Raw genomic sequence first — 12,729 nt, forward strand, 5'->3', positions numbered from 1 at the left:
TTTAAACTAAAAACTCCCGGTTTACACCGGGAGTTTTTAGCTTTTATGTACTCAGCCTGAGCGCAAGATTATCGTCGCTTCAAAACCTTATCCAGCACAGTTTCTGTAACCTTTTCCATAATCCTATACCCTTCCAGATTAGGATGAACACCATCCACAGACCATTCTTTACGCTGTCCTTTCTGGTCATCCGCAAGAGGTGTCCAGTAATCTAAAACAGTATGGTGTTTTTTCCTGGCGTAGGCCTCAATCATATCATTTAAAGCAATAATCTGATCTGCCGGCCGGATGTGTTTTGCCCATGGGTATTCATTTATTGGCAAATATTTACACAAGATCACTTTAATGTGATGCACCTTAGCAAGCTCTGCCATTGATTGGATATTCTTCATGATCTTCTCATTGGTAACATGCCCTGTATTGCCCGAAATATCGTTACTGCCAGCCAGGATGATAACCACTTTTGGTTTAAGATCAATCACATCCTGCCTGAAACGGATAAGCAGTTGAGGAGAAATCTGTCCCGATATTCCCCTGTCCAGATAAGCTTTGCCTTCAAAGTATTCCGGGTCTTTCTGCTTCCAGAATTCAAATATGGAACTCCCCAGGAATACTACACGCTTTTCCCCTCTTTTCGGTTGACCAACGGAGTCGTTTTCTTTCTGATATTTAGTCAGTCTTGCCCAGTCATCGGCGAAGTTTTCCTTTTGATCGCTTGCTGCACTTTGCGCAAATAAATTAATGCGACAAAATAAAGTAACAATGAAAATGCAAAATATGGCCTTTGTTTTAATGTTTTCTGCTTTCATATCAGGTACCGATGCTTTAGCTTATTTCTTTTCTTCCCTCGGACCTCTTTTGTAAATCACAAGGCCATTTAAAAAGTTGCGTAAAATCTGATCACCACAAGGCTTAAAATTTTCATGATCCTCATTTCTGAAGATGTCACCCAGCTCGGCCTTCGTTACCTTGAATCCTACCAGGTCACAAATGGTAATGATATCTTCTGTTTTTAACGATAAAGCTACCCTTAGTTTTTTTAATATGTCGTTATTGCTCATGTTTGATAATTATTCAATTTGAATGCGTGAATGAATGGTTTACTGGCTGAATAGATTCTTAACCTTATAGTTCGGAATAATGAACGAGTGAACAACCGGCCTAAGTCGCTATAGCAATCTTAAGTTTCTTTCCCTTAATCTTTTCGCCACTTAAAACCTTCAATAACTTATCTATGCTTTTTCGGTTTACGGCTATATAGCTGGAGGTATCTTTCACCTCAATCAAACCCAGGTCTTCTTTGTCGAGTCCACCTTTTTTTAGCAGTAATCCTACGATGTCTACCTTATTGATTTTATCTTTTTTGCCATGGGCAAGATACAAGGTTACCCAATCGCTTGCTTCAGGTAATTGATAGTCCTGATCCAATGTTTCCTCTTCAATATATTCCGGCAGGTACTTGTAGTGTTCCTCTTCAGTTAGAATTGCGTACGCTGTACCCTTCGCATTCATTCTTGCAGTTCTGCCGTTGCGGTGAATGTAGGCATCTTCAGTATATGGAAGCTGATAGTGAACAATATATTCCACCTCCGGAATATCGAGCCCCCGTGCTGCAAGATCGGTGGTGATTAATATTTTGTGACTTCCGTTTCTAAATTTCAACAGGGCTTTTTCGCGATCGAGCTGTTCCATTCCACCATGAAAAACATCATGGGCCAATCCGTGTTCAAAAAGCAAATCGCTTATCCGATCGACCGTTTCCCGGTGATTACAAAAAACAAGGGTATTCTTCCCTCCGATTTTGCTCAGCAGCTTAAAAAGAACCTCTAGCTTATCAGCGGCAGGCGCTTTAACCATTTTTAGCTGCAGGGCGGGTTTATTTTGAATATGAGCCGAGAAATCTACTTCAATCGCCTGCTTTAACTTCACAAATGCCGGAATCTCATCCATCCTGGTTGCCGACGTAAGTACCCGTTGTTTTAAGGATAACAGCGAACCAATGATGTAGGTCATGTCATTCTCGAAACCGAACTCAAGCGACTTATCAAATTCATCTAAAACCAGGGTTTCAATAAAAGATTCATCAAAATTCTGATGCTCCAGATGGTAGGCTATTCTTCCAGGTGTACCAATGAGCACCGCCGGAGGATGAGCAAGATTATTTTTCTCTATCCTGACTGCATGTCCGCCGTAGCAGCAATTCACTTTAAAGCCAGTACTCATTTGTTTGAAAACTTGTTCAATCTGTAAAGCAAGCTCTCGCGAGGGTACCAGAATAAGTGTTTGCACACCATTAACCTCAGTTTTAAGTTTATTGATCAGCGGCAACAAAAATGCCAGCGTTTTACCCGAACCGGTAGGTGCAATTAAAACCACATCTCCACCTTTCGACGAGGCATTTAAAGATGCTTCCTGCATTTCATTTAATGCAGATATGTTCAACCTTTTAAGGGCATTTTCCATCATATGCCGTAAAGGTAAGCATTTCTGATTTCCCCTAATGATTGTTAGCCTTTATTTAAGAAACGGTTTCTGAGTTTCCGAATAACCTTCGCATTGAGTCCTTTCTCCAGCGCCAGAAGCATAGTACCTCTTTTCCCCAATGAAGAATGCAGTTTTTCATTAACGCTGTCAACCGACAATAAAATCCGGTCGGCCAATTCATCGGCAATACGATTTGTCCTGCTGTTTTGTAATAGTTGAAACTCTTGAATTAATTCTGTGCTTACCATAATTTTTTCATTTTGTTATCATTAAAAGAACGGTGTCTTATTGCAATTGTTTCAAAAAACATACATTGATCCCGAAAATCCCGTATAACCTGTTGATAACTAAACTTTTGTTAGCAAATAAACAACCTGAAGTTAACAAGTATTTAATTTTTACCACCTATTTTTATAAAAACCTGATTACCATTTGTTAACCTCAAAAAAACACAATGTATGACATGGAAAAAATTTAGTGGAGAGATTATTCAATCTTCCATCCTCGAAGAAATCGAAAAAGCAATTATCAGAGAAACTGAGAACGGATATAAACTAAAAGTTTGTATCGGAACAGACTCGCAGGTAAAGGGCGTTATTACCGATTTCGCAACCGTTATTGTATTGCTTCGCGAACACCATGGAGGATTTATGTACATCCATCAGGAGAAAAGTAACCAACAGGTCAGTATCAAAGAACGCATGCTTACAGAGGTACAAAAATCAATTGAAACCGCCTACGCGATCTGTGATTTACTGGATATTTATGATGTTGCACTGGAGGTTCATGCTGATATCAATACCAACCCGTCGTTCAAATCCAATAAAGCCCTGAATGATGCAATGGGATATATTATGAGCATGGGATTTATTTTCAAAGCCAAGCCTGAAGCCTTTGCAAGCTCAACCTGCGCAGATAAAATGGTTCATTAATTATCGATAAAATACTAAATCTTTGTGTCCTTTGCGTTTTTGTAGTCAGTTGTAATTGCAAAGTCGCGAAGGCACTTTAGATACCGTGAAAATATACACCTGATTTAATGAGATGTATGCAGTGCATCCGTGCCAAAAAATGCAAAACTAAAAGCGGCGTTCTTTGTTTGTAAATCAAAACACTGTATTGAAAACTTACCGCTTAGAATTCACTCAAAAATTACCCATCACGCTGGAAAACGCCTGGGACTTTTTCTCTTCTCCATTAAACCTTTCAGAGATTACACCTGAAGACATGACCTTTGAGGTGACAACGCCAGGCATGGAAAACACTAAAATGTATGCCGGCTTAATTATCACCTATAAAGTTTCACCCCTGTTAGGAATCAAACTCGACTGGATGACAGAGATCACCCATGTTAAAGACCATGAATACTTTATAGATGAGCAACGTTTTGGACCCTTTGCTTTCTGGCACCACCAGCACCATTTCAGTAAAATAGATGGAGGCGTACTGATGCACGATATCCTGCACTATAGCATAGGCTGGGGACCCATTGGCAAAATAGCCAACGCCATTACTGTGAATAAAAAGGTGAAGTCTATTTTTAATTTCAGGTATAAAAAGGTAGAGGAGATTTTCGGGAGGTTCTAAACAAAACTACCATTTTTTAGTTGAGATGGTCTCTGTTTTTTTAGGCTTCGGCTGTGCCGGCAACTCTGTTGCCAGATACTTCCTGAAATCTTCAGCGAACTTTACAGCTTTCGAATAAGCACTTTCCTGAATGGCCGTCCACTCCCCGGCATTGAGTTTGCCAACAGGTTTTTCTAAAGGCGTACTAATTGTGGTTGATGCCACAAAATTACCATAGCGATCGCGCTTATATGGGACAAAATCAAAATCAGTCAGCCAGAAACGGTACTTACCATCACGCGCCTCAAAAATGAACTGATAACTTACTTCTCCACTCGGGTGTCCAGCAACCAATAAGGTTTTATCAATCACAACTTTACCAGTGGCTAACACAGAACTATCCGTAGCCGAAGATTGCTTTAACTGTTTTTTGTAAAAGTCATTTACAAATTTAAAAGCCCTCGATGTTAATACCTGTTTATTCAAATTTACCGAATCGACCACTTTATAGTAAATAAACTTACCCTGATCATCTTTAGAGAAGTTTTTCTGCTGGGCAAACAAAGACAATGAGCAGATGCTAAATAGTACGACAAGGATAGATCTCATTTATAAATGGAGTTAAGCAAAAATGAATTTAAGAAAAAGCCGCCAGCTTTTGCAAACCGGCGGCAATATAAATAGTTGTTTTTGTATTAGAAAGCGTAAACTGCTGCTAAAGAGAACTGACCTGCATTAGGAGCAATTGCACCACTCTCTTTGTAAAATGGCTTGTCGCTATTGTGATCTAACCTTACTTCAGGAATAAAAGTTAAGCCGCCAGCTTTGATATTAGCGGTGAAGGTTACTGCGGTGAATGAAGTTTTTGGAGTAGTCCCGTATTTTTTGTACTGAAAATATTCTCCTCTTAAACCTAATGTTACAGCATCAGCAACGGCATACTGAGGATATAGCGCAGCACCAATATAACTTCCGAAAACATTGCTATCCTTAATATCATAGTTCGCCGCGTTTAACCCCACTTTAAACTTATCTGTAATCTGATAAGAGGTTGTTAAATCTTCAATCGTTCCGTATCCGCCAAATCCGGCACCTGACAGAACATTCAGGTATGCTGTCCAGCCTTCAACCGGCGCTACCATTAACTGACCACCAATAGCAGAAACGCCTCTTGAAGCAGAATATACATTCCAGTCGTTAAATAAGCCAGCCATTAAACTTACTTTATCACTAAATTTATATGTCGCTTTGATACCCGCATTCTGGAATGGACCATTGGTAAATAAATATGAAGTTGAATAATTGAAATTACCTACCGGAGAAATCACCTCATAACCGATAAATGTACCCATATAACCTGCGGTCATTGAAAACTCGTCAGTAAAATCATAGTTTACATATAAGTTCTGGATGTTGAATGATGAACCTGCTGCTGCTGCATCAGGAATAGATTGTGTTTGCCCACGAGGGCCAAAAGACAGCTCACCTACAAACGAAGCTTTGCCTGTTTTCTTTTTCAAGGCGATATCAATCATGCCCAGAGAAACCGAATTGTGATCTGTTACAAATGAGGTTTTCGCGTTTCTTGGATCTTTCGCAAAATCATATTTAAAATAAGTATCTACTGATCCGGAAATTTCCAGAGGGGATGTTGGCGTTTCCTGAGCCAGGGCACACGTAGTGCTGGCCATTGCGAAAATAGCAGTTAAAATTTTTTTCATGTTTGAGCTTTTGTGGGGGTTTAGATATTTTTTTTTAGGGGGGATTAAATTGCTTCTGTAAGGGGTCTGTGACTTTCTACATAAATTGCTTTTTCTTCTACTAACAATGTACCTTGTGAGTATTTTTCATCGTGTTGAGATTGGTCAAGACCTAATTCTTCATCTTCTTCAGAAACGCGGATTGGCTGAATCAAATTGATGAATTTAAAGATGATGAAAGAAACTACGAAACTGAACGCTATAACTAAAGCAGCACCTTTCAATTGTGTAATAAAGAAATCAGCACCGCCGTAGAATAAACCATCGGCACCTGCAGCATTCACAGTTTTAGTTGCGAAAACACCGGTCAATAACATACCAACAATACCACCTACACCATGGCAAGGGAAAACGTCTAATGTATCATCTAAAGCAGTTTTTTGTTTCCATGAAACAACAAGGTTTGAAATTACCGCAGCAATTGCCCCAATAAAAATACTTGATGGAATACTTACGAAACCTGCCCCCGGAGTGATGGCAACAAGACCAACTACCGCACCAATACAAAACCCTAAAACTGATGGTTTTTTACCTCTGGCAACATCAAAGAACATCCATGATAAACCAGCAGCACCAGCAGCAGTATTTGTAGTTAAGAAAGCAGATACAGCTAAGCTACCAGCACTTAATGCAGAACCAGCATTAAAACCGAACCAACCGAACCATAGTAATCCAGTACCAATTAATACATATGGGATATTAGCTGGTGGAACTTCTTTATGCTCTAAGTGAGATTTTCTTCTTTTCAACACCAATGCACCAGCTAATGCAGCCATACCAGCGGAAATGTGAACAACGGTACCTCCGGCGAAATCAAGAACGCCCATTTTGAATAAGATACCTTGTGGGTGCCATGTCCAGTGTGCCAATGGTGAATAAACGAAAATCGCAAATAATACAATGAAAAGGATGTAAGAAGTAAACCTAATACGTTCTGCAACCGCACCAACAACCAAACCTGGAGTGATAATCGCAAACATTAACTGGAAAACAGCGAATAATGAAAGCGGAATTGTTAAATCAGCACCGCCCTGTAAATGTGGGGCTCCCGAATTAACGCCTTTAAAGAACAAGAATGTGGATGGATTTCCAATAAAACCGCCGATTGTATCACCAAATGCTAAGCTGAAACCAACAACTGTCCATAACACGGTAATTACACCTGCAGCCACAACACTTTTGATCATGGTCGAAAGTACATTCTTACGATGAACCATACCACCATAGAAAAAGGCAAGGCCTGGAGTCATTAAAAATACTAGAGCTGCAGCAATCAGGATGAAAGCTACATCAGCTCCATTGTATTTGCCTTCGTCGAAATTGGGCAGAAGGGGAACAAAGAGCGCTAAAATTGCGAAGATCATTAAGACCGCAAAAGGTGCAAACTGTTTAAAGGAGAATTTACTCATGGTTTTTAGATTAATTTGTTTGTATTGATTAAATATGTGATTTAACAGGAATTAATTTTTATAAAAATACAAGATATTGTCATTTTTACACCAGAAAATAGAAATATTTTAACAAAAAAGCTAAATTTTTGTAAAACCACCCAAAAAAACTCAACCAAAATGCGAATCAGTCAAAAAACAGGCCTCCAGATTGCGAGATTTTAAGAAAATCAAAAAAACCATATTTTGATTATTTATACTATAATACCATTATTTTATAATAAATTACCTTTAAAAACACCATATAAACAAAAAACCAGTCAAAAAATGACTGGTTTTACAAAAAATATGAATAAAATTTCAAAAATTAAGCTGAATACGCTGAACCCTGAATTACACCTCTTTTTTCAATTTCTTTATCAATATAAGTTTGAATCGCTGATTTATTTAAACCCCAGTTCGGTGCAATAAGCAAATCCCAGTCCGAAATACCGAAAAGCCGCTGAATGACGATATCCGGACGAAGCATAGGAATCAGTTCACACAAAAGATCAGTATACTCTTCAAGAGAAAATAGTTTGAAAGGTTCTTTTATATACCTGGCCCCCATTATCGAGCCTTCTACGATATGAAGGTGGTGGAATTTAACAAACTTGATTTGCGGGAAGCGGTTAATTTCGTGAATGTAGCCATGCATCTGTATTCTGGTTTCCCATGGAAATCCGAAAATAGTATGCACACACAGATCCAGTTTGCTGTTCTCAAGAAGCTTCACGGCTTCAACAAATTCACCGTGACTACAGCCCCTGTTAATCTGCTCCAGTGTTTCATCATATATAGACTCCATGCCCATCTCTAAATCTACATCAAAGCGATCGGTATAACTTTCCAGCAGGGCTACCTTCTCTGCATCAATGCAATCAGGACGTGTACCTACAGCAAAACCTACGATATTCTCAGTTTCTACTGATAAAGCTTCATCATACATCATCTTTAAATAATGTGTTGGCGCATAGGTATTGGTATTTGGCTGAAAGTAGACAATAAATTTGTCCGCACGATAACCATTTTTAGCCCTTTTAATGCCTTCTTCAAGCTGCTCTCTTATGGTTGGCATTTTGCGTGAAGGCTCTGGAGTAAAGGAATCGACATTGCAATAGGTACAGCCCCCGTACCCTTTGCTCCCATCTCGGTTTGGGCAGGTAAATCCTCCATCAACAATTACCTTGAACACACGCTGGCCATTGTACTTTTCCCGTAAATGTGTTCCGTAATTTTTATACCCTTTTATTCCAAAATCAACCTGAGTTCCCATCCGGCAAAAATACACAAATACATTTATTATAGTGCGTTGGTTTTTTAAGATTACAAAAGTAAGGGCAAACAAAAAACCCCGCATATGCGGGGCTGAGTAAGATAGATAAGTTACTATATAAAACCGGCCTAAGCCTGTTGTTCTTTTTTATTAATGAAAAAGTAAACCGGAACACCCAATAAAACAATTACCAGCCCGGGCCAGGTATATTGTTGTTTGTAAATCAATAATAAAATGCAAAATGCAGCACCTATCAACAGATAAATTATGGGCGTAACAGGATACATCCATGTTCTATAGGGTCTTTCTAAATCAGGCTTTTTTAGCCTCAGATAAATTACACCAAAAACAGTAATCATGTAGAAAAGTACGATTACAAAAGAAATCATATCTAAAAGATTGCCGTATTGACCGCTTAGGCATAACACTGATGCCCAGATCCCCTGCATCCAGAGGGATTTTTCGGGCACACCGTTTTTATTATTCTCAAGTGCTGCCTTGAAAAACATCCCGTCCTTTGCCATTGTCTGAAAAACGCGCGCACCCGCGAGTACGATTCCATTAACACAGCCAAACGTAGATATCATCACCAGCACAGCCATAACAATTGTCCCTATTCCATTACCAAAAATCTGTTCAGATGCCACAACTGCAACCCTGTCGTTTGGTGCAAAAGCGATTCCGTCTCTGCCCAAAGTATTTAAGTAAATAAAATTAACCAGTAAATAAAGGACCATCACCGCCGATGTACCCAGCACCATTGAACGCACCACATTCTTTTTAGGGTTTTCTATTTCTCCCGACACAAACGTTACGTTTTCCCAGGCTACGCTCGAAAAAACCGAACCCACCATGGCGGCCGCAATCCCACCCATAATGGTCATTCCGGAGATAGATTCCCAGCCACTTTTGGTAAAATTCCCAACTGCGTCGGTTTTCAGATTATTAAACGCAGCCCAGCCGAAATTCATATTCTCCGACCAGAAGCTGGTTTTAACCAGCAGAAATCCTAATATAATCAGACCTATGAGGGCAATTATTTTTGATCCTGTAAAAACGTTCTGAAGTAATTTACCGCTTTCAACGCCTTTAGTATTGATATACGTAAGGAGTAAAATCACACCAATAGCCAGTATCTGTATCCAGGTAATTTTGTAACCTCCGCTTTGAAACAAAGGGGCTGCATCATTCAAGGCAGGGATTAAATAAGCTGTAAACTTACCAAAGGCCACTGCAACGGCAGCTATGGTACCAGTTTGGATAACGGTAAACAAACCCCAGCCGTAGAGAAAACCCATCATTTTACCGAAAATCTCTTTCAGATAGGTATACTGTCCACCGGCCTTCGGATACATTGAGGAAAGTTCGCCGTAGGAAATGGCTGCTGCAACCGTCATTACACCAGTGATGATCCAAACCATAATCAGCCAGTAGCCGGAACCCAGGTTTCTCATGATGTCGGCGCTTACTATAAAAATACCACTCCCGATCATTGAACCCATCACCAGCATAGCAGCATCAAAAAGACCTAATTTCCGTTTAGAAGGCCCATTTTCCGGTATATTTTCCATTTTTTAGTTTAGTTTTTGGTTTTTAGCATTTGTTTGTGGCTAATTTATCTAAAAAAAGAGAACTTAAATGCTTTTAGGTATAATTTTTATCGTCATCCCGATGCTGCTATCTCAATATTGTAAACGTAAATTTAACGATCAATCATTCCCCGCTCAGTCATTCTTTCATTCTCCCACTATTCAAATCACGCTGATAATCAGTCTTCTCTTAGCGAATAAATTATTATATTGCTTAACCATTAAAAATCAGTGTTCTTTACTTATGAGCTTAAAACAACGGAACATGATATAACTTAACCAATAACCAAATATTTAATTATGGATTTTTTACAAAACAACCTAATCTACTTTATTCCTGCCCTGGGTTTTCTGGGGATTATTGTGATGCTGTTTAAAAGCGCCTGGGTAAACAAACAGGATCCCGGCGATAAAAATATGCAGGAACTTGCAGGCTACATTGCCGACGGAGCAATGGCATTCCTGAAAGCAGAATGGCGGGTATTGAGCATTTTCGCCATCTTTACTGCTGCACTGCTGGCCTATTCGGGCACCATTACCGAAATCAAAGGGATACCCATGCACTCTAGCTGGATTATCTCCATCTCCTTTTTAATCGGCGCTGTCTTCTCGGCAACGGCAGGATATATCGGTATGAAATCGGCAACCAAAGCCAACGTGCGAACCACACAAGCCGCACGTACCAGCCTTAAACAGGCACTTAAAGTGTCCTTCACCGGCGGAACGGTAATGGGACTTGGGGTTGCCGGACTAGCAGTATTAGGCCTTGGTGGATTGTTCATCGTATTTTTAAAGCACTTTAATGTCGTTTCTGTCAACAGCGTAGAAATGAAAACGGCAATCGAGGTGCTAACCGGCTTTTCCCTTGGCGCCGAATCAATCGCATTATTCGCCAGAGTGGGAGGTGGGATTTACACCAAAGCAGCCGATGTTGGCGCCGATCTGGTTGGCAAGGTAGAGGCTGGTATCCCTGAAGATGATGTTCGTAACCCAGCCACTATTGCAGATAATGTGGGCGATAATGTAGGCGATGTAGCTGGAATGGGAGCCGATCTGTTTGGTTCCTATGTGGCAACAATTTTAGCCACAATGGTTCTAGGGCAGGAAATCAATGTTAACGACAAATTTGGTGGAATGTCACCTATTCTGCTTCCTATGGTGATCTGTGGACTGGGTATTGTATTTTCGATTATAGGGACATGGTTTGTCACCATAAAGGATGATAAATCCAATGTCCAGAATGCGTTGAACCTTGGAAACTGGTCTTCAATCGTGATCACCGCAATAGCCTCGTTTTTTATTGTAAAATGGATGCTTCCGGAAACATTAAGTTTACGTGGCTATTCATTCTCCAGCATCAATGTATTTTACGCCATTATGGTTGGCCTGGTGGTGGGAACCATCATGAGCATCGTTACCGAATATTTTACAGCTATGGGTAAAGGCCCGGTTAACGCTATCATTCAGCAATCCTCTACCGGACACGCTACGAATATCATTGCCGGATTATCCGTTGGAATGAAATCTACGGTGATCCCGATTCTGGTTCTCGCAGGAGGCATCATGGCTTCTTACCATTTCGCCGGACTTTATGGTGTGGCCATTGCGGCAGCAGGCATGATGGCTACCACAGCCATGCAATTGGCAATAGATGCATTCGGACCCATTGCTGATAATGCCGGTGGGATCGCCGAAATGAGTCAGCTGCCTCCGGAAGTGCGCGAACGCACCGATAACCTCGATGCGGTAGGCAACACTACTGCGGCAACAGGTAAAGGTTTTGCCATTGCTTCCGCAGCACTAACCTCATTAGCCCTGTTTGCCGCCTTTGTGGGTATTGCCGGCATCAGCGCCATCGATATTTACAAAGCACCTGTTTTAGCCGGACTATTTGTGGGCGGGATGATTCCGTTTATTTTCTCAGCCCTGTGCATTCAGGCAGTAGGTAAAGCCGCTATGGATATGGTACAGGAAGTACGCCGCCAGTTTCGCGAAATACCCGGTATTATGGAGTATAAAGCCAAACCAGAATATGAAAAATGTGTGGCCATCTCTACCAAGGCATCTATCCGCGAAATGATGATGCCCGGAGCAATTGCCCTGATTACGCCTATTATTATTGGCTTTACCTTTGGCCCTGAAGTACTGGGTGGTTTACTGGCCGGAGTAACGGTAACAGGTGTTTTAATGGGAATATTTCAAAGCAATGCCGGCGGTGCGTGGGATAACGCCAAAAAGTCATTTGAGCAAGGGGTAATGATAAACGGGGAAACTTTCTATAAAAAATCAGAACCACATAAAGCTTCTGTAACGGGAGATACAGTTGGCGACCCCTTTAAAGATACTTCAGGTCCGTCTATGAACATTTTAATTAAATTAATGTCTATTGTTTCACTAGTAATTGCACCATATATTGCAGTGAAGGCAATTCCCGGTGAAGTTAAGCAAGAAGTTCGCAAAGAAATCAGAATTGAGCAAAAAACCGACGAAACAGGAAGGGTAATAACCGACACTTTAATAAATTCAACAGATACAATTTCTCATTAGTTGTAAAAAGCTAGATATAAAACGGGTAAAAGGGACTTTTAACTTAAATCCCTTTTACAATTCCGTAATTTTTATTTAGG

At 40.4% G+C, this 12,729-nt stretch carries 12 protein-coding genes; 3 read left to right on the top strand and 9 right to left on the bottom strand.

Annotation, left to right across the window (positions count from 1 at the left end; translation table 11 throughout):
- Positions 1 to 68: 68 nt before the first annotated feature.
- The 4 genes from AC570I_RS09400 to AC570I_RS09415 all read right to left on the bottom strand — a co-directional run bounded on the left by AC570I_RS09400 (position 69) and on the right by AC570I_RS09415 (position 2,732).
- Positions 69 to 809, bottom strand: coding sequence for a GDSL-type esterase/lipase family protein (locus tag AC570I_RS09400; protein ID WP_497405258.1), 741 nt, complete (start codon positions 807 to 809; stop codon positions 69 to 71).
- 21 nt (positions 810 to 830) lie between these two features.
- Positions 831 to 1,061: a DUF1456 family protein gene (locus AC570I_RS09405; RefSeq protein WP_047798500.1), complete on the bottom strand. Its 231-nt coding sequence runs from the start codon at positions 1,059 to 1,061 to the stop codon at positions 831 to 833.
- Positions 1,062 to 1,161: 100 nt separating this feature from the next.
- On the bottom strand, positions 1,162 to 2,466 hold the full coding sequence (locus AC570I_RS09410; protein ID WP_497405259.1) for a DEAD/DEAH box helicase: 1,305 nt from the start codon (positions 2,464 to 2,466) through the stop codon (positions 1,162 to 1,164).
- A gap of 41 nt (positions 2,467 to 2,507) precedes the next feature.
- Positions 2,508 to 2,732 carry a hypothetical protein gene (locus AC570I_RS09415; protein ID WP_497405260.1) on the bottom strand — a complete coding sequence of 75 codons (225 nt, stop codon included), beginning with the start codon at positions 2,730 to 2,732 and terminating at the stop codon, positions 2,508 to 2,510.
- A gap of 210 nt (positions 2,733 to 2,942) precedes the next feature.
- Here AC570I_RS09415 and AC570I_RS09420 point away from each other — a divergent pair, with 210 nt between their 5' ends.
- On the top strand, positions 2,943 to 3,416 hold the full coding sequence (locus AC570I_RS09420) for a ribonuclease H-like YkuK family protein (protein ID WP_047798503.1): 474 nt from the start codon (positions 2,943 to 2,945) through the stop codon (positions 3,414 to 3,416).
- Positions 3,417 to 3,603: 187 nt separating this feature from the next.
- Positions 3,604 to 4,071 carry an SRPBCC family protein gene (locus AC570I_RS09425; RefSeq protein WP_497405261.1) on the top strand — a complete coding sequence of 156 codons (468 nt, stop codon included), beginning with the start codon at positions 3,604 to 3,606 and terminating at the stop codon, positions 4,069 to 4,071.
- Between the two features lie 6 nt (positions 4,072 to 4,077).
- On the opposite strand, the gene AC570I_RS09430 is transcribed toward AC570I_RS09425, so the two are convergent.
- From AC570I_RS09430 to AC570I_RS09450, 5 genes are all read right to left on the bottom strand, one after another.
- On the bottom strand, positions 4,078 to 4,659 hold the full coding sequence (locus AC570I_RS09430; RefSeq protein ID WP_497405262.1) for a DUF4468 domain-containing protein: 582 nt from the start codon (positions 4,657 to 4,659) through the stop codon (positions 4,078 to 4,080).
- 86 nt (positions 4,660 to 4,745) lie between these two features.
- Complete coding sequence (locus AC570I_RS09435) at positions 4,746 to 5,771, bottom strand: porin (protein ID WP_497405263.1); 1,026 nt, start codon at positions 5,769 to 5,771, stop codon at positions 4,746 to 4,748.
- A 44-nt stretch (positions 5,772 to 5,815) separates the two neighbouring features.
- Positions 5,816 to 7,219 carry an ammonium transporter gene (locus AC570I_RS09440; protein WP_497405264.1) on the bottom strand — a complete coding sequence of 468 codons (1,404 nt, stop codon included), beginning with the start codon at positions 7,217 to 7,219 and terminating at the stop codon, positions 5,816 to 5,818.
- A 346-nt stretch (positions 7,220 to 7,565) separates the two neighbouring features.
- On the bottom strand, positions 7,566 to 8,513 hold the full coding sequence (gene mnmL / locus AC570I_RS09445) for a tRNA modification radical SAM protein MnmL/YtqA (protein WP_497405265.1): 948 nt from the start codon (positions 8,511 to 8,513) through the stop codon (positions 7,566 to 7,568).
- 128 nt (positions 8,514 to 8,641) lie between these two features.
- Entirely contained in the window at positions 8,642 to 10,084 is a 1,443-nt protein-coding gene (locus tag AC570I_RS09450; protein WP_497405266.1) for an APC family permease, read from the bottom strand.
- A gap of 318 nt (positions 10,085 to 10,402) precedes the next feature.
- Here AC570I_RS09450 and AC570I_RS09455 point away from each other — a divergent pair, with 318 nt between their 5' ends.
- Positions 10,403 to 12,649 (top strand): sodium-translocating pyrophosphatase, encoded by a 2,247-nt coding sequence (locus AC570I_RS09455; protein ID WP_497405267.1) that lies wholly within the window; start codon positions 10,403 to 10,405, stop codon positions 12,647 to 12,649.
- Positions 12,650 to 12,729: the final 80 nt, after the last annotated feature.

The organism is Pedobacter sp. A2324, from assembly GCF_059693705.1.